The organism is Nocardia sp. NPDC005978, from assembly GCF_040614455.1.
Taxonomy (GTDB): Bacteria; Actinomycetota; Actinomycetes; order Mycobacteriales; family Mycobacteriaceae; genus Nocardia.
In genome coordinates this window covers 120625-146515 of sequence record NZ_JBEXUS010000001.1, presented here as the reverse complement: position 1 = coordinate 146515, position 25891 = coordinate 120625, and the positions used below count along the sequence as shown (strand labels likewise).

Annotated in this window: 25 protein-coding genes and 6 tRNA genes; 17 read left to right on the top strand and 14 right to left on the bottom strand. The window is 68.4% G+C overall.

The features are described from left to right. Positions 1-50 precede the first annotated feature (50 nt). The gene (locus ABZ319_RS00725) at positions 51-752 is read right to left on the bottom strand and encodes a TetR/AcrR family transcriptional regulator (RefSeq protein ID WP_354984161.1); all 702 of its coding nucleotides are present in this window, start codon (positions 750-752) and stop codon (positions 51-53) included. 142 nt (positions 753-894) lie between these two features. Between ABZ319_RS00725 and ABZ319_RS00720 the strand changes: the two genes are divergently transcribed. From ABZ319_RS00720 to ABZ319_RS00670, 11 genes are all read left to right on the top strand, one after another. Next, complete coding sequence (locus tag ABZ319_RS00720) at positions 895-1743, top strand: ABC transporter permease (RefSeq protein ID WP_354984160.1); 849 nt, start codon at positions 895-897, stop codon at positions 1741-1743. 1 nt (position 1744) lies between these two features. Next, the gene (locus ABZ319_RS00715) at positions 1745-2605 is read left to right on the top strand and encodes an ABC transporter permease (protein ID WP_354984159.1); all 861 of its coding nucleotides are present in this window, start codon (positions 1745-1747) and stop codon (positions 2603-2605) included. A gap of 15 nt (positions 2606-2620) precedes the next feature. After that, complete coding sequence (locus ABZ319_RS00710) at positions 2621-4012, top strand: MCE family protein (protein ID WP_354984158.1); 1392 nt, start codon at positions 2621-2623, stop codon at positions 4010-4012. After that, positions 4012-5034, top strand: coding sequence for an MlaD family protein (locus tag ABZ319_RS00705; protein ID WP_354984157.1), 1023 nt, complete (start codon positions 4012-4014; stop codon positions 5032-5034). Before ABZ319_RS00710 ends, ABZ319_RS00705 begins: the two co-directional genes overlap by 1 nt. Next, positions 5031-6119: an MCE family protein gene (locus ABZ319_RS00700; RefSeq protein WP_354984156.1), complete on the top strand. Its 1089-nt coding sequence runs from the start codon at positions 5031-5033 to the stop codon at positions 6117-6119. The genes ABZ319_RS00705 and ABZ319_RS00700 overlap by 4 nt, the downstream gene beginning before the upstream one ends. Beyond that, entirely contained in the window at positions 6119-7210 is a 1092-nt protein-coding gene (locus tag ABZ319_RS00695) for an MCE family protein (RefSeq protein WP_354984155.1), read from the top strand. The genes ABZ319_RS00700 and ABZ319_RS00695 overlap by 1 nt, the downstream gene beginning before the upstream one ends. Beyond that, positions 7207-8304 (top strand): MCE family protein, encoded by a 1098-nt coding sequence (locus ABZ319_RS00690; protein WP_354984154.1) that lies wholly within the window; start codon positions 7207-7209, stop codon positions 8302-8304. Before ABZ319_RS00695 ends, ABZ319_RS00690 begins: the two co-directional genes overlap by 4 nt. Beyond that, entirely contained in the window at positions 8301-9566 is a 1266-nt protein-coding gene (locus ABZ319_RS00685) for an MCE family protein (protein ID WP_354984153.1), read from the top strand. The genes ABZ319_RS00690 and ABZ319_RS00685 overlap by 4 nt, the downstream gene beginning before the upstream one ends. A gap of 22 nt (positions 9567-9588) precedes the next feature. Continuing rightward, on the top strand, positions 9589-10215 hold the full coding sequence (locus ABZ319_RS00680; protein WP_354984152.1) for a hypothetical protein: 627 nt from the start codon (positions 9589-9591) through the stop codon (positions 10213-10215). Positions 10216-10234: 19 nt separating this feature from the next. Beyond that, a complete protein-coding gene (locus ABZ319_RS00675; protein ID WP_354984151.1) occupies positions 10235-10807 on the top strand; it encodes an SRPBCC family protein in 573 nt (190 codons plus the stop codon). Between the two features lie 223 nt (positions 10808-11030). Then, complete coding sequence (locus ABZ319_RS00670) at positions 11031-11795, top strand: alpha/beta hydrolase (RefSeq protein WP_354984150.1); 765 nt, start codon at positions 11031-11033, stop codon at positions 11793-11795. Positions 11796-12217: 422 nt separating this feature from the next. Here ABZ319_RS00670 and ABZ319_RS00665 read toward each other — a convergent pair whose 3' ends face one another. The 6 genes from ABZ319_RS00665 to ABZ319_RS00640 all read right to left on the bottom strand — a co-directional run bounded on the left by ABZ319_RS00665 (position 12218) and on the right by ABZ319_RS00640 (position 15705). After that, positions 12218-12583 carry a DUF3703 domain-containing protein gene (locus ABZ319_RS00665; protein WP_354984235.1) on the bottom strand — a complete coding sequence of 122 codons (366 nt, stop codon included), beginning with the start codon at positions 12581-12583 and terminating at the stop codon, positions 12218-12220. 80 nt (positions 12584-12663) lie between these two features. Then, complete coding sequence (locus ABZ319_RS00660) at positions 12664-13347, bottom strand: helix-turn-helix domain-containing protein (RefSeq protein WP_354984149.1); 684 nt, start codon at positions 13345-13347, stop codon at positions 12664-12666. Positions 13348-13406: 59 nt separating this feature from the next. After that, entirely contained in the window at positions 13407-13757 is a 351-nt protein-coding gene (locus ABZ319_RS00655; protein ID WP_354984148.1) for a hypothetical protein, read from the bottom strand. Between the two features lie 66 nt (positions 13758-13823). Continuing rightward, a tRNA-Val gene (locus tag ABZ319_RS00650) sits at positions 13824-13898 on the bottom strand. Positions 13899-13912: 14 nt separating this feature from the next. Continuing rightward, positions 13913-13984 (bottom strand) — tRNA-Gly (locus ABZ319_RS00645). Between the two features lie 110 nt (positions 13985-14094). Beyond that, the gene (locus tag ABZ319_RS00640) at positions 14095-15705 is read right to left on the bottom strand and encodes a protein kinase (RefSeq protein ID WP_354984147.1); all 1611 of its coding nucleotides are present in this window, start codon (positions 15703-15705) and stop codon (positions 14095-14097) included. Positions 15706-15993: 288 nt separating this feature from the next. Here ABZ319_RS00640 and ABZ319_RS00635 point away from each other — a divergent pair, with 288 nt between their 5' ends. Then, a complete protein-coding gene (locus tag ABZ319_RS00635) occupies positions 15994-16272 on the top strand; it encodes a hypothetical protein (RefSeq protein WP_354984146.1) in 279 nt (92 codons plus the stop codon). Positions 16273-16360: 88 nt separating this feature from the next. Here ABZ319_RS00635 and ABZ319_RS00630 read toward each other — a convergent pair whose 3' ends face one another. Next, positions 16361-16912, bottom strand: coding sequence for a hypothetical protein (locus ABZ319_RS00630; protein ID WP_354984145.1), 552 nt, complete (start codon positions 16910-16912; stop codon positions 16361-16363). Between the two features lie 210 nt (positions 16913-17122). On the opposite strand from ABZ319_RS00630, the gene ABZ319_RS00625 reads away from it, so the two are divergent. Then, a complete protein-coding gene (locus ABZ319_RS00625; RefSeq protein ID WP_354984144.1) occupies positions 17123-18139 on the top strand; it encodes a helix-turn-helix transcriptional regulator in 1017 nt (338 codons plus the stop codon). Positions 18140-18220: 81 nt separating this feature from the next. Here the strand turns inward: ABZ319_RS00625 and ABZ319_RS00620 are convergent, their stop codons facing one another. From ABZ319_RS00620 to ABZ319_RS00600, 5 genes are all read right to left on the bottom strand, one after another. Then, complete coding sequence (locus ABZ319_RS00620) at positions 18221-19810, bottom strand: protein kinase (RefSeq protein WP_354984143.1); 1590 nt, start codon at positions 19808-19810, stop codon at positions 18221-18223. 134 nt (positions 19811-19944) lie between these two features. Then, positions 19945-21258 (bottom strand): DUF2786 domain-containing protein, encoded by a 1314-nt coding sequence (locus ABZ319_RS00615; protein ID WP_354984142.1) that lies wholly within the window; start codon positions 21256-21258, stop codon positions 19945-19947. Between the two features lie 77 nt (positions 21259-21335). After that, a tRNA-Val gene (locus ABZ319_RS00610) sits at positions 21336-21410 on the bottom strand. A gap of 22 nt (positions 21411-21432) precedes the next feature. Then, positions 21433-21503: transfer RNA gene (locus ABZ319_RS00605), tRNA-Cys, on the bottom strand. Between the two features lie 22 nt (positions 21504-21525). Continuing rightward, positions 21526-21597, bottom strand: a tRNA-Gly gene (locus ABZ319_RS00600). Positions 21598-22130: 533 nt separating this feature from the next. Between ABZ319_RS00600 and ABZ319_RS00595 the strand changes: the two genes are divergently transcribed. Beyond that, positions 22131-22202: transfer RNA gene (locus ABZ319_RS00595), tRNA-Val, on the top strand. 51 nt (positions 22203-22253) lie between these two features. Here ABZ319_RS00595 and ABZ319_RS00590 read toward each other — a convergent pair. Continuing rightward, a complete protein-coding gene (locus tag ABZ319_RS00590) occupies positions 22254-23345 on the bottom strand; it encodes a hypothetical protein (protein ID WP_354984141.1) in 1092 nt (363 codons plus the stop codon). Positions 23346-23447: 102 nt separating this feature from the next. Here ABZ319_RS00590 and ABZ319_RS00585 point away from each other — a divergent pair, with 102 nt between their 5' ends. The 3 genes from ABZ319_RS00585 (at position 23448) to ABZ319_RS00575 (ending at position 25887) form a co-directional block, all read left to right on the top strand. Further along, positions 23448-23594: a hypothetical protein gene (locus tag ABZ319_RS00585; protein WP_354984140.1), complete on the top strand. Its 147-nt coding sequence runs from the start codon at positions 23448-23450 to the stop codon at positions 23592-23594. Positions 23595-23665: 71 nt separating this feature from the next. Beyond that, positions 23666-24691 carry an HNH endonuclease gene (locus tag ABZ319_RS00580; RefSeq protein ID WP_354984139.1) on the top strand — a complete coding sequence of 342 codons (1026 nt, stop codon included), beginning with the start codon at positions 23666-23668 and terminating at the stop codon, positions 24689-24691. A 248-nt stretch (positions 24692-24939) separates the two neighbouring features. Then, complete coding sequence (locus ABZ319_RS00575) at positions 24940-25887, top strand: PD-(D/E)XK motif protein (RefSeq protein ID WP_354984138.1); 948 nt, start codon at positions 24940-24942, stop codon at positions 25885-25887. Positions 25888-25891: the final 4 nt, after the last annotated feature.

Genomic DNA, 25891 nt, shown 5'->3' with positions numbered 1-25891 from the left:
CTGCCGCGGTCGCTCCGGGAGGCGGCGATCGTGCGGAAAACCGCTCCGGGTCAGCCCTTCTCGTCCGGATCAGGGTCCGCGCCCTGCTGCGGCACGGTGCGCAGCAGCGCCCGGACCGTGCTGCGCAGGCGTTCGGGCGGGAACTCGGCGGGATTCGACAGCACCATCCGGCCCAGCACCTCCACGAAGCCGAGCATCACGGTGCCGATCAGTTCGACATCGGCGTTCCTGGGCCCGCCGCGCAATTCCATTCCCACGCGCAGCAATTCGATACAGCGGGTCAGGAGCTGGTCGCGGGCCGCGGTGAGCAACTCACTGTAGTCGGCGGGCGCCCCGTCCGCGTGCATGAGGATGAGCCGCCAGCGCATGGGGTCCGCGGCGACCGCCTCGAGGAAGGCCATGACCGCGCCGGTGTACTCCTGATCGGGATCGGACCCGCGCAGTTCGGTGGGCAGCGATCCCAGGACCTGGTTCATGCCGCGCGTGTGCTCGCGATGCAGCAGCGCCCCGACCAGTTCCGGCGCGGTCGGATACAGCGCGTACAGCACGGGTTTGGCGACCCCGGCCTCCTTGGCCACGGCCTGCATGGTCAATTGCGCGAGCCCGTCGCGGCCGACCACGCGCAGGGCGGCGTCGAGCAGTTGGGTCCGGCGCTGCTCCGGGGGCAGGCGCGGGGCGTTGCGTCGCCGGGGGCGCGCGGCCGCCGGGGGTGAGATCTCCCAGACGCCGGCCGACTTCTTCTGCACGGTCACTCGCAAATCATCGCTCGAGACTCTTGGCGACCTGGATCACATATTGGTACTGTCTCATCCACTAAGTCTACGCGAGCGTAGAAATACAGTTCTACGCCCGAGTATTAATTGGGAATCGTGCTTTGCCAGGGGAGGCGACACAGTGACCACGTCAGCCGTACACACGGCGGATAGGGATCGCGTCATTCGAATCGCGATCGACTATTGGCGCTCTCACCCGCAGCGATCGGTGGAAACGCTCGGCCGCCAGACCGTCATGGCGGCCCGCGCGAGCACCGAGTTGGTGACCTCGGTGGCGGCCCGGCGCTTCCCCTATCGGGAGTTCATCAGACAGTGCGCGTTCATGGCCAACGTGTCGGCCGTTCCGACCCTGCTGGTGGCGATTCCGATCGCGGTCGTGGTCGCGATCCAGGTCGGCTCGCTGGTGAGCCAGGTCGGCGCGACCACCTTCATCGGCGCGGTGAACGGCCTGGGCATCATTCGCCAGGGCGCGCCCCTGGTGACCTCGCTGATGATCGCGGGCGCGGTCGGCTCGGCCATCTGCGCGGATCTGGGCTCGCGAACCATCCGCGAGGAGATCGACGCCATGAAGGTCATGGGCGTGGATCCGATCCGCCGCCTGGTGGCGCCGCGACTCGCCGCCGCGGTGCTGGTCAGCATGCTGCTGTGCGGGTTCGTGGTCTTCATCGGCTTCGCCACCGGCTACCTGTTCAACGTCTACATCCAGTCCGGCACCCCCGGCTCCTACATCCGCACCTTCGCCTCGTTCGCGGTGGCGGTGGACCTGGTGGTGGCGATATTCAAGGCCGCGGTCTTCGGCGCGCTCGCCGCGATCATCGCCTGCGACACCGGGCTCACCACCAGGGGCGGTCCGGGCGGGGTCGCGAATTCGGTGAACTCCGCGGTCGTCAGCTCCGCCATCATCCTGTTCGGAACCAACGTCATCATCACCCAGATCTACAACACCGTGCTGCCCTCGAAGGTGCTCTGAGATGGCGAATTACGTTCCGCCGGCGCTGCGTCCGGCCCAGCGCGCCGCCGCCGCGCTGCGCGGACCGGCTCAGTTTCCGGTGCGCCTGGGCCACCAGGCCACGGTGTTCCTGGCGGCGCTGGCCGCGATTCCCTTCGTGCTGCGCCACTATCGCAAAGAGGTGCTGCGCCTGATCAGCGATGTCACCTGGGGCAACGGGTCGCTCGTTGTCGGCGGCGGCACCGCGGGCGTGGTGCTGATCCTGTGCGGCTTCGGCGGCGCGACGGTCGGCATGGAATCGCACAGCGCCCTGGATCTGCTCACCATGAGCCCGCTCACCGGGGCCATCTCCGGGTTCGCGACCACCCGTGAACTCGCGCCGCTGCTGGCGACCCTGGCCTTCGCCGCGCAGGCCGGGTGCCGTTTCACCGCCCAGATCGGTTCCATGCGCATCTCCGAGGAGATCGACGCCCTGGAATCGATTGCCATCCGGCCGCTTCCGTTCCTGGTGACCACCCGCATGCTGGCCGCCGCCGTCGCCATCCTGCCGCTGTACAGCATCGGCCTCGCCACCGCCTATCTCACCACCAAGTTCACCGTGCTGGTGCTCGGCGGCACCACCGCGGGCACCTACGACCACTACTTCCACCAGTTCTTCGACAGCACCGACATCGCCTACTCGGCGCTCAAGGTCATCGCCTTCACGATGCTGGCCACCTTCATCCAGTGCTACTACGGGTTCGTCGCCGCCGGCGGACCCGAGGGCGTCGGGGTGGCCGCCGGTCGCGCCATCAAGGTCACGATCATCGCGGTGGTCTTCGCCAATCTGCTTCTCACCATGACCATCTGGGGCATTAACCCCGGCATTCGCATCTCCGGCTGAACGGAACACCCCACGATGACAATGCTTCTCGACCCGAGCGGACGCGGCCCCACGGCACAGCGCCTCGGCGTCGCGGGCGTGGCGGTACTGGCGCTGTTCGCGCTGGTGCTCGGGCTCTTCACACTGCGCTTCCAGGGCGCGTTCGACAGTGCCGTGCGGGTGGTGGCGATCATGACCAGCACCGGCGACGGGCTCCCCGCCCGCGCGGACGTCAAGTTCCGCGGCATGCTGGTCGGCGTCGTCGACTCGGTCGACATCGCAGCCAAGGGCAAGCGGCAGCAGGTTCGGATGGACCTCGAACCCGCTGCCGCGCAGTCGATTCCCGGTAACGTGACCGCCCGCGTGGTACCCGCGAACATCTTCGGCGTCACCGCGCTGGAACTGCTCGACAACGGCCCCGCCCCGCGCGGGCTGCGTTCGGGTGCGACCATCGCCGAGGACGCCGCCTCCGCCACCACCGAACTCCAGACCACCCTGACCACCCTGCGCACGGTGCTGGCCGAGATCCAGCCCGAGAAGCTGGGCCGGGTCCTGGGCACGCTGGCCGACGCGCTGGAACCCGGTGCGCGCGTGCCGGGTTCGACCATCGAACGGCTCGACCACTGGATCACGGAGGTACACGCCATCCCCGAGATCGGCGGACTGCTGGGCGATCTGGGCGTGGCCGCCACCGCCGTGAGCCGATCCACCCCCGACCTCGTCGACGCCCTGAACGAATCGGTCACCGCGGCGCGCACCCTCGTGGACCGCCGCACGAATCTGGTGGCGCTGCTCACCTCGGCGGGCACCGCCCTCGACGCCACCAACTCGCTGTTCGCCCGAAATCCGAATTCCGGCAAGGAACTCGTGTCCGGACTGAACGAGACCTTCGGCGCGCTGGCCGCCGACCCGGACGCCATCGGGGTCGCCATGGCGAACCTGAACACGGCGCTGAGCAGGCTGGCCGGGGTGTTCACCTACGGGCCCGCCGAACAGATGGTCTGGTCCATCGATGTCTCGTTCACCCCGTTCCGTCAGTACACGGCGGCGGACTGCCCGCGCTACGGCGCACTGGCGGGTCCGCGCTGCGGGTCAGCGCCGGAAAGCACCGCACCGCAGGAGTTTCCGGCGCAGCTGCTGCCGCGCGGCAACGGTGAGGCGCCGGTTGCCGCCCTGCCGGGCCTGCCCTCGATCCCGGGTCTGCCCGCGGTGCCGGGGTTGCCGTCCATCCCCGGCCTGCCCTTCCCGTTCGCGCCCCTGCCAGGCGCCGCGCAACCCGCCGCCGGCCCGATCACGCTCAGCGGGCCCGACGCGCTCCGCGCGCTGACGGGCGGGACGCCCAACGCCGCCCAGGCGATGCTGCTGACCCCGCTGCTGGCGGACGGCTCGCTCACCGTCGCGGCGCACCCGGCGGAAGGAGCCCGGTGATGAAAACGCGTTCGGCCACACTCGGTTTCGCGGTGTTCGTAATCGCGTCCATCATCGCCACCTACACCATCTGGTCGACCCTGCAACGGTCCGTTCCCGGCGACACCCGCCGCTATTCGGCCGTATTCGACGATGTGCTCGGCCTGCGCGTCGGCGACGACGTGCGGGTGGCGGGCGTGCGGGTGGGCCGGGTCGAGGAGATCGGTTTCGATCCCGCGCGCAAGGCCCGGGTCGTGCTGAAGGTCGAGGCGGACCAGGACCTGCACACCACCACCCGCGCGCTGATCCGCTACCAGAACCTCATCGGGCAGCGCTATGTGGAGCTGGCGGCCGGAGCGGGTGCGGCCCAGGTGCTTTCGGAGGGCGCGACTATTCCGCTCGAGCGCACCGAATCCTCCTTCGACGTCTCCACCCTGCTGGCCGGGTTCGAACCGCTGTTCAGCGTGCTGCAACCGGATCAGGTGAATTCGCTGTCGCAGACCCTGGTGCAGGCGCTGCAGGGTGACGGGGTGTCGCTCAGCGCCCTGATCACCCAGGCCGCCGGTCTGGCCGCCACGTTCCAGCAGCGCGATCAGATCCTCGGCGAGGTGATCACCAATCTCAGCAGCGTGCTGGCGGGCCTGGCTAACCGCAGCGGCGAGCTGGAAACCCTGATCGCGCAATCCAATGCGCTGGTGAGCGGGCTGTACGAACAGGGCGAGACCCTGAAGAACGCCGTCACCCTGGCCGCCGGCTCGACGACCTCGCTCACCGATCTCATCCTGCGGGTCAAACCCGGCATCGCCCAGGCTCAGGCCGACGCGGCCACCGGCGTGCAGCTGCTGCTGTCCAACGGCGCCCGCCTGGACACCGCCGCCGCCGAATTGCCGTTCGTACTGGCGGGATTGGCGCGCATCAGCGGCGACGGCGCGTACATCAACTCCTACATCTGCTCGATCGACGTATCGCTGTGGGGCATTCTGCTGCCGCCCGGGCTGGTATCGCAGATCGGCGGCAACAGCCATTCGGAGGTGTGCCGATGAGGCAACGCATGGCACGGCTGGTCGACCCGTTCGACCGGGCGCTCACCCGCTTCGGGCTGCCCCCGGTATCGCGGATGTGGGCGGCGATCCCGAGCTTTCGGCAGAACCGGCACTGGTGGCTCGGGGTGGGCGTCGCCGCGACCATCCTGGCGCTGCTGGTGGGATCCGGTGTCCTGTCCCGCCTGCACCTGGGACAGGACACCGTCTACGCCGAATTCGCGCAGGCCGGCGGACTGCGCACGGGGGACAGCGTCGACATGTCCGGCATCCAGGTGGGCACGGTGAAATCCGCCCGGATCGAGCGCGGTCACATCCTGGTCGGCATGGCGCTGGATCGCTCGGTGGAACTGGGCGCGGACGCCCGCGCCGCCATCAAGATCTCCACGATTCTCGGCAAGGTCCACATCGCCCTGGAACCGGGGACCGGAAACGAGCTGCCCGGCAACCGCATTCGCCTGGATCGCACCTCGGTCCCGTACAACCTGTCCAAGGTCGTGGACGATCCCACCTACAAGAACTCCTTCGAGCACCTCGAACGAGTCGATCCGAAATTGCTGCGGCAATCCCTCGACGCGGTCACCCGCCAGCTCGGCGACTCGCCCGAGCTCACCGCCCAGGCGCTGGACAGCGTCGGGGCGCTGGCCAAGGTCATCAGCGATCGGCGCGACGAGGTCGATTCGCTGCTGAAGAACATGAGCCAGGTATCGCAACTGGTCTCGGACAACCAGAACAGCGTGCTGCTCCTGCTCACCCGCGGTGAAGCCGTCGGCGAGGCGGTGACCCGGCGGCAGGATCTGCTGCGGGTGCTGCTGGACAACATCGCCGCAGTGTCGAAAGCGCTGCGGGACATGGGCGCCGAGAACGGCGGGCAGCTCGGGCCGCTCATCCAGAACCTGAACACTATGTCCGAGGGGCTGGTGAAGAACAGGGAGAATCTGGACCGGCTCTACCGGACCATGCCGGTCACGCTGCGCCAGTTCAACAATGCCTTCGGCAACGGCCCGTACGGCGACATCTATCTGCCCTGGCTGATGTTCCCCGACAACTGGCTGTGCCTGCCGGGCGTGGTGGAGGACTGCCGATAATGCGACGCCTACACCTGCTCACGCTGCTGAGCGCGATAGCCATCCTGAGCACGGGATGCACGCTGCCCCAGGCCTTCACCTCCCTGCCCGGCAGATTCCTCGGCGACCGCATTCGGATCAGCGCCGATTTCGAGAACACCGCCGGGCTCTACGCCGGCAACGAGGTCGCCATCCTGGGCCTGCCGGTCGGCACGATCGACGCCATCACCCCGCGCGGACCGTACGTGGAGGTCCGCATGAGCCTGGATAGGGGCGTGGAGGTCCCGGCCGACGCGCTGGCCGCGCTCGTCTCCCCGCAATTGATCACGAACCGGCACGTCGAGCTCACCCCCGCCTACACCGGCGATGGCCCGCTGCTGGCCGACGGCGCCCATATTCCGGTGGAGCGCACCAGAACCCCGGTCGACCTCGATCGGATCCTGCGCAATTTCGAACAGCTCGGGCAGTCCCTGCGCGGTAGCCCGACCGACGGCCCCATGGCCAGCCGGACGCTGTTCCCGATGCTGGACGGCAACGGCGACAAGATCCGCCGGACCCTGGACTCGCTGTCCGCGGCGCTCGAGGTCACCCTCGCCAACAAGGACCAGATCTCCACCACCATCGTGAAACTCAACGAGATCACCCAGATCGTGGCCGACAACGACCGGACGGTCCGGGATTTCAGCGCCAGCCTCACCGAACTCATGACCCTGCTGCGTGATCAGGCTCCCGGTTTGCAAGCGGTGCTGAGCCAGCTCGACGAATTCATCACCAACACCAGCACGGTGGTGGCCGAGAACCGGGAACCGCTCATCGCGGCCTTGAACCGGCTCACCTCGGTCACCGGCCAGATGCGCGAGAACGCGAGCGGGCTCACCGAACTCGTCGACATCGCGCCGCTGTTCTTCCAGAATTTCGCCGCCGCCACGAGTACCGAACAGGGCGCTTTGCGCCTGCACCTGCTCACCGACAAATCGCTGCTGGACGGTGAGGCGCTGGCGCTGTTCTGCGAACGCGTGCAGCTGCGTTCCGACGGCTGCCGGACCGGTCGCACGATGGACTTCGGTCCCGACTTCGGCCTGACCGCCGCGCTGCTGGGACTGACCCGATGAGGGCCCGGCGCACACTGCCGCTGACGGCCCAGGGCGCACTGTCGCTGCTGGCCACGCTCACCCTCGCCGGGTGCGCGGTGACCGTCGACAACGTGCCACTGCCCCAGCCCGGCATCGACGGACCCACCTACACGGTGCACGCGGTGTTCGACAACGCCCTCAACCTGCCCGAACGGGCGCACGTGAAGATCGGCGGCACCGATATCGGCATCGTGACCGGCATCGGAACCGCCGGCTACCTGGCCACCATCGACCTGAGCATTCGATCGGACATCCGGCTCCCGGCCGGAACCCGCGCCGAACTGCGCCAGGCCACCCCGCTCGGAGACATCTTCGTCGCCCTCACACTGCCCGAAACCGATTCCGGCACCGCCGAATTGAACGACGGCGACACCATCGACCGGTCGCACACCTCGGCCGGGGCCTCGGTGGAGGAACTCATGTCCTCGGTAGCCATGCTGCTCAACGGCGGTGCGCTGGAACAGGTCGCGCGCATCACCACCGAGATGAACTCGATCGTGGGCGGTCGCGGTCCGCAACTGTCGCACCTGCTCGTCGAATTGACCTCGGTGCTGGGCGCCCTCGATCAGCGCACGGACCAGCTCGACAGCGTCCTGGTCGGGCTGTCGGGCCTGACCGCGACGCTGAGCGCGCGCAAGGCCGAACTCGGGGCGGCGGCCGAGGCGTTCCCGCCGCTGATCGGCGTGCTCGCGGAGAACAACCGGGCCATCGGCGATCTCGCGGGCAAGGTCTCCACCGCCATGTCCGCGCTCGGCGATTTCGCCGACACCACCGGCCCGCAATTCGTGGGCCTGTTCGAAAGCGTGCAACGGCTGATGGACGGCTTCACCCGGATGGGCGACAACCTCGCGGGCACCCTGGACGGCCTGCACACCCTCTATCCGTCGCTGCTGGCCACGACCGAGGGCACGAGTCTGGCGGTCGCGGCGAAGATCTCCTATCTCAGCATCGGCGCCCTGCACGACCCGCAGGGCAGCCGGCTTCCCGATGGCTCCGACATCCCGGCCTTCATCGGCAGTCTCGCCGAGGTGCTGGCCCGGGTGATCGGCCGTATTCAGGGCGGGACACGATGACCGAGACTACGAAACCGCCGCTGGGCAGCCGAATCGTCGCGGGCGCACTGGGACTGCTCGATCGGGTCACGGTGCGCGGCGCGACCGTGGCGCTGCGCGCGGGGGAGTGGGCGCTGGCACGGCGGCTCACCCTGGCCATCGTGGGCATGGTCCTCATGCTCGTGCTGGGCGGCAGCTATCTGGCCGTGGACATCGTCCGGTTCGATCCGTTCCAGCGCACCTTCGCCGTCCGGATTCTCATGAACGGGTCCGGCGGCCTGCTGCCGGGCAACGACGTCACCTTCCGGGGCGTGCGGGTGGGCAGCGTGCGCACGGTGGAGCTGTCCGATGACGGCGTGGTCGCGGTCGCCGACATCGACTCCGGGACAAAGATATCCGCCGACAGCCCGGTCTTCGTGCAGCGGTTGTCCGCGGCGGGGGAGCAGTACCTGGACTTCCAGCCCGCCGCCGATCGCGCGCCCTACCTGGACTCGGAATCGGTCATCGCGGCCGACCGGGTGAGCACGCCGGTCACCGTCGAATCGTTCCTGGCCAACACCGGCGGGCTCATCGCCGGGCTCAACCCGGACCGGCTCACCGTCATCGTGGACGAGCTGGACAGGGCCTTGGCCGACGGCCCCGGCAAACTCCGCAGCGTCATCAGCGGATTGAGCCACGCGCTCGCGGGCATGACCGACCTGCTGCCCCAGACTCGGCAGCTGGTGCGGAACCTCCAGGTGATCGCCGAGACCACCAGCCACGCCCAACCCGACCTCGGCACCCTCGTGCGCGGGTCGGGGGAGCTGTTCGCCCAGCTCGGCGCCGCCGACCAGGAGGTGCGCGACCTGCTCGAGCGCACGCCCGGGCAACTCGACACCCTGGGCGGGCTGCTCACCGAAACCTCGGACCCCATCACCAATCTGGTCACGAACTTCGTGGCCATCACCCGCGCCGCCCGGCTGCGCACCCCCGCGCTGACGGCCCTGTTCCCCGCCCTGCGGGTGGGTTCGGCGGCGATCGGCGTGGCCGCGCACGACGGGGCCTTCAACACCATGCTCGACATCTGGCCCCGGCCCACCTGCGTGTACGACACCATCCCGGTGTCGCCCGCGCAGGTCAGCGACGGGCGGCTGCGGCTCTACAACTACTGCGTGAGCACCGATCCCGCGCAGCAGCTGCGCGGGTCGGCCAATGCCCCGCGGCCCGACATCCCGGACAACGGCGCGGGATTGCCGCCCGGCGTCACGGGAAACGAACTGTCCGAGCCCCTTCCGGGGCGTTGACCAGCCAGGAGAAGCGCGCACCATGACCGAGACACCCGAACCGCAGCCGGCCGAGAACCAGCCCGCTGCCGTAGATCTGCCGTCCGATGCGGACGCGACCGAACCGGAAACCGCCAAGGAGGATGCCTCCACTCCGGCGAAATCCGCTCTGCGCCGCCACCTTCCGCTGGCACTCGCGGCAGTCGGCTGCCTGGCCGCCACCGCCGTCGCGACGGTGTTCGGCCTGCACGACCGCGATCTCACCGCCCGCGAACAAGCTCGCACCGACGCGCTGCGGGCCGCCTGCGACTACGGCCCGGTTCTGGCGAACTACGACGCCAAGACCATCGACGGCTACTTCGGCGCGGTCCTGGCCGGCGCGACCGGAGCCTGGCAGAAGGAATTCGACAGCACCAGTAAGGATTTGCGCGAGGTCCTGATCCAGGGCCAGGTCACGTCCAAGGCCACCGACGTGCAGTGCGCGCTGAAAACCGCCACCGCGGACACCGCCGACGCACTGGTCGCCATCACCCAAACCATCAGCAGCGCCGGAACTTCCGGCCAACCGCGCACCGGTCAGCTCACCATCGGCCTGTCCCTGCGACAGGTCGACGGGCGCTGGCTCATCGACAAGGTCGATTCGCCGCAACTACCCAAACCCCAGCAGTAGATCGGCATCCGAGGTCGCCATGTTCGCCGTCGTACTCCTCGCGCTCGCATCCCTGGCCCTGTTCACCGGCTCGACCGCGGCCTCGATGCTGCACCGGCGGGCGGGCATCGTCCGGGACACCGTCCTGCCCCTGTGCCGGGACGACCTCAAACCTCTGCTCCGGCAGACGCATTCGTTCCGGGTCACCACCAGGCACCACTTCGCCGCCGAACCGTCCCGGGTATACGCGGCCCTGGAACAGGGCGCGTTCTCGTGGCTGCCGCTGACCGCCGGAATCAGCTATCCGACCCCCGCCCGCGGCGTCGGGGCCGCCCGCAGCTTCAGCACCTACCTGTTCGCCGCCACCGAACAGGTGCTCTCGGACAATCCCAGCGAGCACCTGAGCACCATCGGGTTCCGCACCTCGATCCCGCTGCTGGTGCACTCCTACCGGCAGGACTACCAGCTGGTGCCCGACGCGACCGGCACCACGGTCACCTGGACGCTGCGTGGCCGCCCGGGAATCCTGGCTTTCGTTCCACTGCGCTGGACCGCGCCCCTGGTCCGCCCGTTCACGCGCCTGGCACTGGCCCGCCTGTCCAGTCGCCTCTGACGTCCCGGGATCGATCGGCCGCGATCGCACCGATGATTTACCGCCGCCCGCACCGTCTCATCATCGATCGAACGACGATCCCGCACCGCCCACCGGCGGTGGGATTCCCGGGGCGGCGCTCGGCACGGCATACGGTGATGGGCCGGGCGTCGTGCGGCGTCCGCCTCCGGCAGCATCCCGCCGCGGTGCGGTGCTGCGGCACGGTACCGAAAGAGGTCGGCGAATGACGCAGTCGAGCACAACACCCCTGTGGTACCGCGACTACGGCGCGGGCGACCCCCTGCTGCTCCTGCACCCCGCGGCCGTCGACTCGCGTGCCTTCACCCCCAACGTGCCCGCCCTGTCCGAGCACTTCCACGTCTTCACCCCCGACCGTCGCGGCCACGGCCACACCCCCGACGTCGACGGCCCCCTGACCTTCGACCTGATGGCGAACGACACGGTCGACTTCCTGGAACAGGTCATCACCGCGCCCACGGCCCTGCTCGGCTACAGCGACGGCGCGACGGTGGCCCTGTTGACGGCCCTGCGCCGCCCCGACCTGATCACCCACCTGATCCTGGTGGCCGGCGTGTACCACCGATCCGGCTGGGCCCCCGGCATTCTCGACCAGGATCTGACCCCACCGGACTTCATGCGCGACGCCTACGCGGAGGTCTCCCCCCACGGCCGCGCCCACTACGACACGATCCTGCGCAAGATAGCCGCCGAACACACGACCCAACCCGCCCTGACCCCCGCCGACCTCGCAACCCTCCCGACCCGAACCCTGATCCTCCTGGGCGACGACGACGAGGTTCTCCCCACCCACGCCCAATCCCTCTACGAGTCCCTCCCCAACGCCGAACTGGCGGTGGTCCCCGGCACCTCCCACGGTCTCCTGTCCGAGAAACCGTCTCTCTGCCACGCGATCCTCCTCGACTTCCTCACGAATGCGCCGGTCGAGACTTTCGCTCCGATCCGCCGCAAACCCGCTGCGCCGAACTGAACCGCGCGACACGAGGAGAGTCGGTGTGGGCCCCTGTCGGCTTCCGCTCCGATCGCCGATGCGAATCAGACCCCCTAGCCAAGCAGGCGAGGTCAGGCGGATGCGGTGAGTTGGCCCGCCGTCTGCTCCGACGGTCGACGCGCAGCTCGTCCCTGCATCGGGCGTGCGAGGTGGCGTGGATGCCTGCTCTGACGGGGTGCGCGACGTGGGTGAGATGTGGTGTGGGTGTTGCCGACTCCCTGTTGCGACTGCCGGTCCGAGGCAGGTCCTCAACCCGGGCGCGCGAGGCGGGCCGGATGCGCTGCGTCGTGCCCACCGTTGCTCTGACAGCCGGTGCGACGCGAGTCCCTGAATCAGGCGGGCGAGGTGAGGTGAGATAGCTGCGGTGTGCTCGTGCCGCCCGCCGTCCGGGACGGTGCGACTCAGCTCGCCCGGCTCACCGTCGTCGGCGACTCGGCGCCGGCCAGGATCGCCGCCAGGTCCGCGGGGATCGGCATCGGGGTCATGATCCCGACCGCTGTGCGGCCGGTATTGCCCACGGGTGCGCGGCCGGTCGCGCTGCCGGGACCGGCCACGAGCAGGCGGAGCACCTGACCGCAGGCCTCCTGCACGTCGCGGGTGTGCAGGGCCAGGACCAGCATCGACCAGTGGGCGCGGGTGTGGGGCAGGGGCCAGGGCTGGGAGAGGATGTGGGCGCGTTCCAGTGCGCGCCAGCGGGTTTCGAGGGTGGGTGCGGTGCGGGACAGCGCGAGTTCGGTGTCGAAGGCTGCTCGGACGGTGGGCGGCATCGGTGCCACGGGGTCTCCTCTGTTCGGGTGGACCCCGCAAGCCTGAACCGGCGGACCCGGATGGGGCTTGAACAAACCTGCTACGTCCAGCCCCGGGAAACGTCCCACGCGATCCAGCCGAACTCCGACGGCGGCCCGCCGAACATGCCCCGGCAGACCCGGGTCAGGTGCGCGCTGTCGGCGAATCCCGCACCGTGCGCGGCTGCCGTCAGCGAATGTCCTTCGGCCAGAAAGCGAATCGCCAGCCGCATGCGCAGCCACCGCACGTAGGGACGGAACGGCAAACCCATATCGGCGGAGAACACGTGTGCCAGGCGGCCTTCCGAGATGCCTGCCTCGCGGGCCAGTTCACCCAGCCGCACCGGCCCGGCTTCCAATCGGCCGGGCAGCAGGGTCAGCACGGTCGTCACCGCCGGGTGGCGATCCCGTCCCGCCAGCTCTGTAGCGGAGCGCTCGACTCCCGCGAACCACTCTGCGTCCGAGCACAATTCACCACCGGCCCGCACCCACCCGCCGACCCCGTCCGCCCGCGAGATCATCGCGAGCAGCCGCGCCCCCGCCACCGATTCGGGATCGAAGTGCACGATCCGCCCGGCGGCAGCGCCCCGCACCACCTCGTGCACGGTGTCCGGCGGAATCACCGCTGCCATGCACTCCACTCGCCCGCCCTGCCCGTCCCCGATCTCGATCCCCGCCGCCCCGGTGATCACCTGCACGGTGTGGTGCGAGTGCGGCCGCGCGAGCCCGACCACCCCCTCTACCATCAACAACCCGGGCCGCAACCACCCCCGCCCCGCCCACCGCTCGTCCACCCGCCCGTCTCCTACCCGCAGCAGAACGGATCCTCGCAGGGATCCCCGACTTCGCTCCCGTACACGGTGTACTCGCGCACCCCGGCGAGCATCCGCCGAGCCGCCCTCGGCCCCGCGGGCCGCGTCCCGATCCGGAGCGGCCTACCCCAGCTCTCCGGCATCGCCTCCACGTCGAACCGCCGCGTCCCGTCCACGAACAGCGTCCACATCGGATGATCGGGAAAGCTGTTGAGCCGCAGCACCCATACGTGCCCCTCGACCATCGCCGCGACCGGAAAACACGGCGACCACGTCAACCGCCACGCCGGCCGCATCCCCAACTCCGGCCGCTCGTCCGGCTCGGGCAGATCCTCTCGACTCACCCCTCGAGTATCCCCTGCCTCGAACGGCGGAAGGGCCCGGTGTGAACCGGGCCCTTCCGCCAATCATGGTGCGCGATACTGGGATTGAACCAGTGACCTCTTCCGTGTCAGGGAAGCGCTCTCCCGCTGAGCTAATCGCGCGTGTTCCCCCGTTGAGCGGATGACGAGATTCGAACTCGCGACCCTCACCTTGGCAAGGTGATGCGCTACCACTGCGCTACATCCGCCTGCTCGCCCGGGCTCGTGACCCGATCGGCTTGCGGGACAGAACTTTAGGGACAAACAGGGTCAAATAGCAAATCGCCTGTATACGGGGCTATTCGTGGTGCGCGGACCATCACCCCGCGCACTGTCCGGCAGCGACCAATCGAATGGCCTCGCGCACCACCGCGGGATCCTGCACGGGTTCGAGGTACTGAGCCGCCTGACTCTCCACGATGGCCAGCGCACCCGCCTCGCCGTTCTGCTGCACGAGGGTGACGTACCCGTGGCACTGCGCCTGTGCGATGGCGGTGATGTCCGAACTCGGCGGCAACGGCTCCGGCAGCGTGGTTTCGGTGAGCGGCTCGGTGGTGACCGGCGCGGGAATGGTCTCCTGCGGCAGCGGCTCGGCCGCGGTCGTCTCCGGCACGGTGGTTTCGGGTGCCGTGGTCGCGGGTGCCGTCGTCTCCGGGGCCGGCTCGACGGGCGGCACGGGCAGGCTCGCGTCCGGCAGCGGCTCGACCGGAGCCGGGACAACCGCCTCGGGAAGCGGTTCGGTGACGACCGTCGGCTCGGGCAGCACGCCCTCGGGCAGCGGTTCGGCCGGGATCGCCAACTCGCCGGGCGGCACTTCGGGGAGCGGCTCGGTCGCGGGCGGCGCGGTCACCTCGGTGCTCGACGCGACCGCCGACGTGGCGGCCGGAATCGCCACCCCGGGTCTGTCGGTGTCACGATTCATCTCCACCGCGATCACCGATACGATGCCGACCACGAGTACCGCGGCGGCCGCGCTCAGCATCACCCCGCTGCCGCGAAAAGCGTTGCGCGCCTGCGCACTGACCACCGGCGGAGCGGGCGGGGCCGCGACGGCCGCGAACACCTCCGGGGCCGCCTGCCGGGTGATCCCGCCGAGCCCCGACGCCCCGAGCGAGGCGTCGGTCAGCGCCGCCAGCGCCGCGTCCGCCAGCGCCCCGCAGCTCTGATAGCGCTGCTCGGGATCCTTGGCCAGCGCGGTGGCGATCACCTCGTCGAACGCCGTGGTCAGCTCGGGCCGCACCAGGCTCGGCGCGACCGGCGCCACCCTCCGGTGCGCGATCTGCACCGCCTGCGGATCCGTCCGGGGGAAGGGCGTTCTTCCAGTGAGGAATTCGTAGAGCACGCTGCCCAGCGAATACACGTCGGCCCGATGATCGACGGGAAGATCGTTCGCGAACCGCTCGGGCGCGGTGTAGGCGTAGCTGGCGGTGCCCAGATCGTCGAGCGCCCGCGCGATGCCGAAATCGGTGACCAGTACCCGGAGTTCGCCGCCGTCCTGTCGCACGATGAGATTTCCGGGCTTGATGTTCCCGTGCAGAATCCCTTCGCGGTGCGCGTGATCGAGCCCCGGCGCGGCCGCCGCGATGAGCGTGACCGCCCGCCCGGGCGCGATCGGGCCATTCTCCAGCAACTGCGCGCCGTCGACCCCGTCGATGAATTGCCCGGCGATCCAGAGCTGTTCGTCGGTCGCCGCGCCGTAGTCGTCCACCGAGGCGATATTGGGATGGTCGACCCCGACCAGCAGCGCGGCCTCGCGCCTAAAACGCGCCCGCGCACCGTCTCTACCTGCGAAATCATCGTCGATGACGCGGAGCGCCAGCATCCGCCCCGTGTTCGAGTCCCGGGCGGCATACACCGCCCCCAGCTCACCCTCACCGATCAGTCGATCAATGGTGTAGCCGGACAACACATCTCCGCGCAGCAGCGGCACGCGCACCTCCTACCATCCCGGGCCGCGGTAATGCAAACCCGAGGCGTAACGGTGCGGAATCCTACCCAGCGACCCGAACATCGGCTAGGGGCTTCCTGCTCCGTGGACGGAGGTTCTCCTCGTGTTGGCCTGGCGTGTCGCGACAAACACGCGATAGCTCACAAACGCACGGCCCAAATATTGGGGTCTTCCGAAACCGTAGTCTGAACCGCTCCTCTTTCATATGCTCTCTCCGGCGGAGCGGGGAGAGCCCCGCGATGCCTCGGCTCGAGATAAGAGGACAACTTCATGAAACGAACCATTCTCGTCGGTGTAGCCGCCTGCGCCTTCCTCGGCGGTATCGCGGGCACGGCTGGTGCGGAGGGGGTTCCACTCACGGCCTCCGAGGTCGACGCGGCCCCCGCGGATGTGCCCGTGACCACCGGGTCGGCGGAGGATCTGGGCAATGCCATCGGCGCGGGCTCGGTGAGCACGGGCAGCACCGCCGCCCAGCTGGGCAGCGCGTTCGGCAACGGCTACTGGGACGGGGTGCTCGGCAGCCTGTCGGCCAGTGCGTCCGCCCGCTGATCTCGGCCGGCGATAGGCCGGAGCAGTAGAGCGGGGGCCCGGCGGCTGCCGGGCCCCTTGCGCGGGATTCGAACGCCCGGGCGGCGATTCACGCGATCTGGATGAGGGTCAGGACCCCGGCCAGGGTCGCGGTGGCGAGGGTGGCCGTCACCAGCGCCCAGCCGCTGTCGGTGAGGCGAGAGACGATCAGCGCCGCCCCGACGAAGCACAGCGAGGGGAGCGTGGCGACGGCGTAGAGCGTGCGCGCGAGCACCGCGGCGATCGAGAGCGCGGCGAACCGAACCCGGTGCGGGACGGTGAATTCGCGGATGCGCCACGCGTGCGGTGCGTCGGGAACCATCGCGGGCGGCTCGACCCGCTCGAGCATGCGGGCGCACAGCCGCAGGATCGCGTCCTCGAGCTCGATGCCCAACTGCGCGGCGCGCACATCGGCCAATTCCAGCGCGAAGACGTCATCGGCCGGCGCGGGATCACTCAGAAATTCGTCCAGCACCATTCCGCTGATGGCCTGCTCGCGATTCAGCGCGCGATCCGGCAGCCAGCTCAAGACCCATTCCCCGCCCCGCGCGGTCGGAATGTAATGGGCGGTCTCGGGCGTGGTGTCACTGGTGATCAGCCACTCGGTTACTGTGAGCGCCATAGTGTTTCGCCTCTTCGGTGCGGGTGCGTTCCCGGCAAACCTACGACCGCGAATCGGTGGCATCCATCGAATTGCCTGCCGTCCCGTGACAATTGCCCGGGCAATCGGCGTATTGCCAGGCGCGGCACTGAATCATCGGATCTCTGGTGGCGTCCGGTGCCACGAACTACGCTCGAATGACACACCGTGGGCATCGGTAAGGGGCCGGGGATGGCACGCGCGGGTTCGATGGGCGAGCCGATCGGGGAGCTGATCCGCAGGCTCCGCAAGGAGCGCGGGCTGACCCAGCAGACGCTGGCCGACCGGGTCCAGTGCTCCCGCAGCCTGATTCAGCAGATCGAGAGCGGCGCCCGGATACCCCAGCTCTCCCTGCGCGAGCGGCTCAGCCTGGTCCTGGGCGAGAGTCTGCCCGCCACCGGCCGCGTCACCCACCCGCCGGACGCCGCCGACGCCGGATTGGACGCTCTCCGCATGCGATTCAACGTCCTGCTCGGCCGCGATCCCGCCGCCGCCACCCGGGCGCTGGACATCGCGCAGAGCCTGATCGAGGCGGAGCAGGCCCCGGAACCGCTGCACGCCATCGCCGTTCGGCAGCTGCGGCGCGCGGAGGAGGCGCTGGCGCAGGTGCCCTTGAGCAGCGCCACCATCTGGGAGTGGAACACCGTCCGCGACTGGCTGACGATCCTGGCGCAGGCCACCCGCTCGGTCCGGGCGGTCCACGTCGCCGCCCTGGGCTCGATCGGCGGCGAGGCGGGCGACGACTATCACGCGGCCATGGTCGAAATCGCCTCCAGGAGCGGGGCCGCGCGCGTGGACATGCGGCGCATCTACATCCTGGACGCCATCGAGGAACTCTGGCCGTACGAGGACAAACTCTGGCGGCTGACGCGCGCGGGCGTGGAGAACCTCGTCGTGAAGGGCGAACACGCCCGGGGCGTGACGGGCATGCTGATCGTGGACGACCGCTTCCTGGCCCTGGGCGAATACGATCACCGCCGCGAAGGCCGGGTGGCGACCCGATTGTCCGCGCTACGCCACGACGTCACCTTCGGGATCCGCCGCTTCGAAAAGCTCTACGACCTCAAACGATCCGGCGCGGCCATCTCCGTCGGCCGGCTGCTGGGCGCCGCGCCGTTCACCAGGTTCGCGCGTCTGGGCGAGGAGGACAGCCGCGAGCTGTTCCGCGCGGCTCTCACGGAGTCCTGGGCGGCCATTCCCGACCGGTGAAGGCGGCAGTGTGCCGGGTGTTCAGGCGGGAGAGCGTAAACGGCGCGAGAACTCGGCCTCGGTTGCCGAGCCGGCCACCGCTCACCCGCACTGTCCGGCATCGGACAGTCGAAGGGCCTCCTGCAGTACGGCTCGGCCCTGACCGGGGTCCAGGGTCCAGCTGGGCTGGCTCTGCAATACCGCCAGCGCGCCGTCGGTCCCGTGCTCACGGACCAGGGTGACGTAACCGGGGCACTGGGCCCGGGCCATGGAGTCGATGTCCTGGGCGATCGGGACATCCGTGGTGACGGGCGCGGCGAGTTCGGACGTGGGCGTGACGGCGGGCAGCGGCTCGGCGGTGACCGACGGCTCGATGGTGACCGGCACATCGGTCACCGAGGGCGGCGTCGTCGAGGTGAGCGGCGGCGAAGACTCCGGCGCCGGGGCAACGGCTTTGACGGCGTTCGCGGCCGACACCGGGGGAGTGGCGGTGGGCGCGATCGCCGTCGGCGCGGCGCTCGAGGTGGCGGGTGCCGCCGACGTGCCCACCGGTTCGGCGACCGCCTGATCCCGGCCCGGATCCATCTCCATGGCGATCAGCACGAGGGTGCCGACGAGCATGACGGCCGATCCGGCCGCCGTCAGGATCCGGGTGGTACGGGACCGCTTGGGCGGCGCGGGGACAGGACGGCTCGGTGTCCGCGGCCGGTGTGCGACCTCGGGAACCTCGGGGTTCGCCGGCGCGGTCTGCGTCGCAGGTGCGTCGATCCCGGGCGTCTCGGTCAGCAGGGGTACAGCGGTCGCGAAATCCCGGGTGGCCACGCTGGAATCGGCGACGACCGGTGCGAGGCTCTGCCCCGTGGGCGCGGTCGTCGTCAACGCTGCGGCCGCGGCGAGAGCGAAAGCCTGACAACTCGCGAAGCGCCCGTCCGGATCCTTGGCCAGGGCCGTCGCGACTACCGCGTCCAACGCGGCGGGCACGCCCCGCAAGGTGCTCGGCGCGGCGGGAACCGTGCCCAGATGCGCGGCCATGACCGCCGCCGGATCGGCGTGCGGGAACGGCGTACTGCCGGTCAGCAATTCGTAGAGCACGCAGCCCAGCGCGTACACCTCGGAGCGCTCGTCCAGCGCGCCGCCGGAGAACCGCTCGGGCGCGGCATAGGCGAAGGTGGCCGGGTCGGCGCGGCCGGCGTCCCCGAAGGCGTCGGCGAGCCCGAAGCCCGTCACCAGCACCCGATCGTCGCGGCCGACAAGCAGATTCGACGGCCGGATGTCCCCGTGCCGGACACCCGCCGAACGCGCGTACCCCACCGCGCGCGCGGCAGCCTCGATCACCCCGACCGCACGGCTCGGATCCACCACCCCGTGCCTGAGCAGCTGCCCGGCATCGATGCCGTCGACGAATTCGGTTGCGATCCACAGCGGTTCATCCGCCGGCGTTCCGGTAGCGGTCACGCGCACGATGTTCGGATGTTCGAGCCCCCGCGCCGCCCGCGCGAACTTCGCCCACGGCCGCTCGCCACCGGCGGTCGAGGCGGCACGCACCCGCGTCGCGAACACGTCGTCGAGCACCTTGAGCGCCACCGGCCGGCCAGCCGCGTCGCGGGCCAGATACACCGACCCCATGCCGCCCACCCCGAGCCGTCGCTCAACGGTGTACCCGGCCACTACATCTCCGCGCAGCAACGGCACGCGAACCTCCTACCGTTCGTCGCCGCGGCAGCACAGCACCGTGGCACAACGGTGCTGAAGCCTACCGAGCAGTCTGCACATGAGCGAACCTCGATCCCGATCAGCGCGAATGGTCAATGGGGATGTGCCCGGGGTCATTTGTCGATCGGCCGCCGCGAGTCGAGCCGGGCGCGGTCGGCCGCCGCCCGCCCGGCGTCCCAGCCCTCGGCGCTGCGAATCGCGATGCCCCGGCTGCGACTGCGCGGGAACAGCGCCTCGAACGCCGCGTTCACCGCGATCTCGTGCGAGGCCAACACCGGCAACAGGCGTTCCGGCGCAGCCGATTCCGCGATGGTCGCCGCGGTGGCGGCCGCCAGCCGCTCACCGATCCGGGTGGCGTACGAGACCAGGAACGCCTTGCGGAAGGCCCGGCTGCGCGCCTCCTCGCTCCGGGATTCCTTGTTCCCGCTGGCGATCATGGCGCGCGTGGCCTGCACGAGCAGCGAGGTGGACAGCAGCTCGACCGCGTCCAGATCGGCGTCGTCGCCCACGATGGTGACGAATCCCCAGTCCGAGGCGAAGATCGCGCGGCACCGGTTCGCCGTGGCGACCACGTCGATGAGCAGCGCCTTGGCGTCGACGTAGGGCGTATCGAGCCAGATGCGCCGTGCGCCCGGCAGATCCGGGGCCGCGGCGTCCGCCTCGACCAGCACCCGGTCCAGGGCGTACTTGGTCATCAGCTCCTGAGCCTTGGCCGAGAGTGCCTCGGCCTCTTCGGGAAACGACGTCGACTCGGCCTTGGCCAGCAGCCCCCGCACCCGGCTCAGTGCCTTCTCGTCGATGTGATGCGGTGTCTCGGTGCGCGGCCGCGCCTTACCCGGCAGGGCCCGGATACGTTCCATCTTCGGCAGTCCGACCAGCAGCGCGAGTGCCTCGACGACTGTGGTCAGCGCTTCCTCACGCGTGAGCATCTGCCGTGCGGCCCACTGCTCGAAATGCGGTTCCTCGCGCGACCACCAGGTGCGCGCGCCGATGTCCTCGAGCTGCGCCAGCCAGGTCTCGTCGACCGATTCCCGCGCGAACGGCTCGACATAGGCGGCCATCGAATCCAGCAGCAGTCCGGTCGCGAACTCGTCGACCCGCCGCCGCGCGGCCTCCCACACATCCGCCGGCAGCCAGCCGTTCTCGAACACCGTCGCGATCACCCGCTGCCCGGCGAGCCCCGCGCCGCGCGCGATCTCCGCCGCGAGCTGCTCTTCTCCCGCGAGCTGCGCCCCGAAGGTCCGCGCGAACACCGCCCCCGAGTTCCCGAGCCGAACGGTCTGCAACGCGACCTCGACCAGCGCGTTCCCGATCTCCTGCGCGGTAGGCGGCCGATCGGCCCCGCCGTTCAAGATCGCCCAGAACTCGGCCCCGCCCTGCCTGGCAGCCAGCTTGGCTGCCCGGTGCTTGCGGTTCGGCTTGGCCACGGTCGGCGCTTCCTGTCCTGATCAGAGCCCGGAATAACAAAAAAGACCCGGTGTGAACCGGGTCCTTCTCGCTGTTCTGGTGCGCGATACTGGGATTGAACCAGTGACCTCTTCCGTGTCAGGGAAGCGCTCTCCCGCTGAGCTAATCGCGCTTGCTTGGTGCCTCTTACTAAGAGGCGGCGACGGGAATCGAACCCGTGTGCACGGCTTTGCAGGCCGTTGCCTCACCACTCGGCCACACCGCCAACCCAGGCCGGTTGGCCTTCGAGCGGATGACGGGATTCGAACCCGCGACCCTCACCTTGGCAAGGTGATGCGCTACCACTGCGCTACATCCGCATTCTGTCCCCGGCGCCTCTCGGCTGTCCGGCTGACGAGAAAGAACATTAGCCGACGATGGTTGCGGACAACAAATCGCCTGGTGAAAGGGGGTAAATGTGAACTACAGGGGTGTAGTTCGTGACGTGTGGGGGTGGGGTTGTGGCCGCCGGGAATCTGCGGGGGTGGTTGGCGCGTGCGGGTTCTCCCGCCCGCGTGTGGGTGCGCGCGGGTCGCGGCACGGTCGGCGCTGGCAAACTCGCAGCCGCCGCAGGGTGGGTCGCCGCCACAGGCGCTGTCGCCACAGCCACTGCGGGCCGGGGCGGCTGGATCGGTGCGCGGCTATCCCTGTGTCGTGCAGCCCGATGGAAAGGGGAGTCCTCGAGGTGGACACTCCAGACATGCCACCCGGCCGAGTGTCTCCCCGGTAGGAGGCCGGTTTTACGCCGTTGTGCACGCGATTTGGTGAGACGCCGGGGGTGCGTGTTAATGTTCTTTCTCGTTCGGACCGGCACAAACACCGGCCCCGGACACCCGCCGCAAGGCACCCGCACGGTCTCATAGCTCAGCGGGAGAGCACTCGCCTCACACGCGAGGGGTCGCTGGTTCGATCCCAGCTGGGACCACTGCATCAAAGCCGCAGGTCGTAGACCTGCGGCTTTGATATGTTTAGCTGCTTATTCCAGCCGGGCAGTGTCTATTCCGGCAGCGGAGACCTCCACGTCGCCGCTGCAAGAAGGTCCAGCGCCGGTTGGTAGCCTACGGTCCTCAAGGAGGATCAATACGATCAGTGCGGCCATGCGATGCCAGGCGTTTGTCCGCAATGACGTTGCGATAGGCACGATCATGTGAAAGAGCGCGTTCGCGTCGAGTGAGCTCGTGCTGGCCGCGAACATACGTTCAGTCGAATCCTCGAACTCTGGTCTTCCATGCAGGAGGAGACACCGCCTTCCCAGCTCCGCGACGCGCGCGAGTTTGTCGCGAGTCTCCCGAATCGTCGTGCACTCGAGATCAGCGAGTCGAGCCATGAGGGTCACGGTCGGAACGTATTGGGTGCGGTGTCCGGGCGCCTTCCCCGTGCGTTCGAGATCGCCGAAAAGCTTTTCGATCGCTGTTCTTCCCTCGTCGTACTGCGCATGTGGATCGGCGGAAAACAAGCGCATGCTTCGCAGCATGGTTTCGGCGACGATGTCGGCGCCAGGGTTGACGTCGCCGCCGAAAGCCAAAGCGTGCCAGAGCGCTTCGATCTCGACGCTGCCGCCTTCGGGTCGGCGCCAGGGGTTGGTGCGGCTGATGAAGTCGTCCGACTTCTTCCCGGTGTGGCGAAACTGCCTGGAGGCCAGTCGATAAGCGATATCGACCGCATCCTCCGAGGTTGCTCGACGGTGTTGGATGGCTCGTTCGATACGCCTGTCGAGCGTTCGGCTTCCGTCGGTCAGAAACCACATGAGGGCGGACCGAATCCCGGTTTCTGGGATGTCCAGGCAGGAGTCCAGCAGATCCTGATGATGGGGGTCGACGGTGAAAATCTTCAGCACTGATTCACAGATCGATCTGCCACGTCGGGTCGTCACGGCAAGGGCTTCGGCAACGCGGGCCGTCTCCGGCTCACACACGGATTTCGATCCGCGACCCGGATAGGTTCGCCGGTGCTTCGGCAATGCACCGGCATGTCGCCACCGCTCGAGCTGAGCGGCACTGACCCGCAACCCCATTCCCCTGAGGTGGGCCAGCAGTTCGGTATCCGCTGGACTCTGTGTTCTGACCACGCCTCCAGCCTAGAACCCCGCGATGTTCGCCTGATCCGGCGTCGACCGCCCCTGGCCTACTGGTGATCGTCAAGGGACGACAAGCAGATTGGATGAAGAGTGATGGCAGGTAAGCATCGGCGGCGTCGGATCGGTCATTCGGCGCGGGCCGAGGAGAAGCTCAACGAGGTCCGTAAGCTCGCCATCGGTGCGGTGATCGCCGCCCTGACAAGGGAACTGGCAAGCCGACTGCTTGAGCTGCTGCGGTGATCACGCCCCGAATGGGGCGTTGGAATGTCGGATGTCCTCGCCCTGTCGGTGCTAGAAGATACTGTGCCGCCATGGGTTTAGGTGATCTCACCCGAGCAGCGGTTCTCGCTGCCATTCGTGAGTACGACCACATCGGTCAGGACACGTTCCTGGAGCGCTACGGGTTCGAGCCCGCGCGGGCCTTCCACCTGCGATACGACGGCAAACGCTATGACTCCAAGGCCGTCGCAGGCGTGGCGCATGGCTACCTACCCGGTCGGCGCGCTCTCCAAGCGAGCGAGTTCAGCGGCGGCGAAGCCACCGTTGCCCGCAGACTGCGTGAGCTCGGATTCGTGGTGCCGCCACGAAGGTCGCCGGCCTGGGCACGCGACGAGGTCATCCTGGCGTGCGATCTCGTCATGCAGAACGGCTGGCGGCAGATCGAAGAATACGACGATCGGGTGATCGACCTGTCCGGTGTGCTGCAGCACCTCCCGATCCATCCGCACGACCTCCGCAGCGATACCTTCCGTAACCCCAACGGCGTCGCCCGTAAGACCGCGGACATTGCATCGCAGCATCCGGACTATCGCGGCCGCCCGACCAATGGAGGACGGACCGACCGGTTAGTTCTCCATGACTTCCTCGACTCGCCGGATCATATGCACGCCGTCGCGACCGCGCTTCGTGCCGCGGCACTGGCGGGCGAGCTCAAACAGCTGGCGGTGCCGCAGATCGACGAAGGCACCGACGCTGTCGGTTTGGACGACGAAGCAGCAGAAGTCGAAGCGCGGGAAGGTCGCCTCCTGCGGCGCTGGCACTACGCGCGCGAGCGCGACAGAGCACTCCGAAAGAGGAAGATCGCTGACTTCCTTGGGCTTCACGAACGCGTGTTCTGCGAGGTCTGCTTCTTCGACTTCGAGAAGACCTATGGTGCTAGGGGAGCGCAGTTCACCGAGTGTCACCACGTCACGCCGCTGCACGTCTCCGGTGACACCACAACCAAACTGTCAGATCTAATCCTGTTGTGCGCCAACTGTCATCGGATGATTCATCACGGATCACCTTGGATTACACCAGATGAACTGCGTGCGTTGCTCAAAACAAATCGTATATAGCCGGTTTCGCGCTCGGTGACGAAGACCCACGATCGAGCGCAATCATTGCCGGATCGGGATCGGTTCTCTCGGGACATGTCATTGTGGCTGCACGGATAGAGTCTGGGGGCGACTTGATGCAAGACGGACACACTGGGAGATCATCGACTCCCGACGTAAACGACGACGGACCACCATCGGGTGGGGAGGGCCGACCGTCGGCGATGAGACCCGTCAGCGAATCATCCTACGATGCAAGACATCTCACCTTGTCCAACCTGGATCGATTCTGGCGCGGTGGCTCTCCGCTCGTCTTACCGATCGAGGGGATCCCTGTGTGCCAGCTCCGCCTGGACCAACACCTCGGACACATCTCCCTCATCACCGAATACCAGTCCCCCATACCGGATTTGGCCACCCTGAGGAACATCGACTGTCACGTTGTTTCTGACGCTGCGGGTGACTACGCCGTCATAGACGTACAGGTCGACGACGACGTTCACGGCGCGTACGGGTTGCTCACTGCGATAGCCGATGACCTCCAAGTCCACAAGGCACCGCTCGCTTCCGCGGTGGCCCAGGCTGTGGCCCGGCACAAAGACATGCTTGCAGGTCGTTCGAGCCTGACGCTAGAAATGGAGATCGGGCTGTTCGGGGAGTTGCTGTTCCTCGAGTATTTGATCCAGACCATCGGTGCCGGACCGGCTATCGAAGCGTGGCAGGGGCCACTGCGTGAAGAGCACGATTTCGTCTTCGACGACATCGACTGTGAGATCAAGACCACCGCCGGCGAACGACGACGGCATCTCATCAGCGGGCTTACCCAACTCGTCCCTAGCCGCGTTGTCCCGTTGGCTCTCATCTCGATTCAGGTGACCCGAACAGGGACTTCACGCGGGCGGACGCTTCCGCACCTAGTGACGGCGGTCCGTGGCCTCGCTGGCGGGCACCGAGCGGTGCTTGATCAGCGTCTCTCTGGGCTCGGCTGGAGAGATCAGGACGCGGACCTGTATCGCACATTCTGGTGTTTGCGTAGTGAACCTCGCGGCTATCGAGTCGGGTGCGAATTCCCCGCCATCACCGCCCCTGCGCTCGCATCTGTTGTGCCGAACTTCCCTGCCGTCTCGGATGTCAGCTATCGAGTCGACCTTACCGAGCTTCCTCATGATTCCCTGCCCTCTCCTGCAGGCGGATTCCTCGAACCGAAGGATCTTTGAACCG

Excerpts from the sequence above, each read along its gene's own strand:
- ABZ319_RS00715 (WP_354984159.1), top strand. The coding sequence starts at position 1,745 with ATGGCGAATTACGTTCCGCCGGCGCTGCGTCCGGCCCAGCGCGCCGCC.
- ABZ319_RS00710 (WP_354984158.1), top strand. The coding sequence starts at position 2,621 with ATGACAATGCTTCTCGACCCGAGCGGACGCGGCCCCACGGCACAGCGC.
- ABZ319_RS00705 (WP_354984157.1), top strand. The coding sequence starts at position 4,012 with ATGAAAACGCGTTCGGCCACACTCGGTTTCGCGGTGTTCGTAATCGCG.
- ABZ319_RS00700 (WP_354984156.1), top strand. The coding sequence starts at position 5,031 with ATGAGGCAACGCATGGCACGGCTGGTCGACCCGTTCGACCGGGCGCTC.
- ABZ319_RS00695 (WP_354984155.1), top strand. The coding sequence starts at position 6,119 with ATGCGACGCCTACACCTGCTCACGCTGCTGAGCGCGATAGCCATCCTG.
- ABZ319_RS00690 (WP_354984154.1), top strand. The coding sequence starts at position 7,207 with ATGAGGGCCCGGCGCACACTGCCGCTGACGGCCCAGGGCGCACTGTCG.
- ABZ319_RS00685 (WP_354984153.1), top strand. The coding sequence starts at position 8,301 with ATGACCGAGACTACGAAACCGCCGCTGGGCAGCCGAATCGTCGCGGGC.
- ABZ319_RS00680 (WP_354984152.1), top strand. The coding sequence starts at position 9,589 with ATGACCGAGACACCCGAACCGCAGCCGGCCGAGAACCAGCCCGCTGCC.
- ABZ319_RS00675 (WP_354984151.1), top strand. The coding sequence starts at position 10,235 with ATGTTCGCCGTCGTACTCCTCGCGCTCGCATCCCTGGCCCTGTTCACC.
- ABZ319_RS00670 (WP_354984150.1), top strand. The coding sequence starts at position 11,031 with ATGACGCAGTCGAGCACAACACCCCTGTGGTACCGCGACTACGGCGCG.
- ABZ319_RS00665 (WP_354984235.1), bottom strand. The coding sequence starts at position 12,583 with ATGCCGCCCACCGTCCGAGCAGCCTTCGACACCGAACTCGCGCTGTCC.
- ABZ319_RS00660 (WP_354984149.1), bottom strand. The coding sequence starts at position 13,347 with ATGGTAGAGGGGGTGGTCGGGCTCGCGCGGCCGCACTCGCACCACACC.
- ABZ319_RS00635 (WP_354984146.1), top strand. The coding sequence starts at position 15,994 with ATGAAACGAACCATTCTCGTCGGTGTAGCCGCCTGCGCCTTCCTCGGC.
- ABZ319_RS00630 (WP_354984145.1), bottom strand. The coding sequence starts at position 16,912 with ATGGCGCTCACAGTAACCGAGTGGCTGATCACCAGTGACACCACGCCC.
- ABZ319_RS00625 (WP_354984144.1), top strand. The coding sequence starts at position 17,123 with ATGGCACGCGCGGGTTCGATGGGCGAGCCGATCGGGGAGCTGATCCGC.
- ABZ319_RS00585 (WP_354984140.1), top strand. The coding sequence starts at position 23,448 with ATGGCAGGTAAGCATCGGCGGCGTCGGATCGGTCATTCGGCGCGGGCC.
- ABZ319_RS00580 (WP_354984139.1), top strand. The coding sequence starts at position 23,666 with ATGGGTTTAGGTGATCTCACCCGAGCAGCGGTTCTCGCTGCCATTCGT.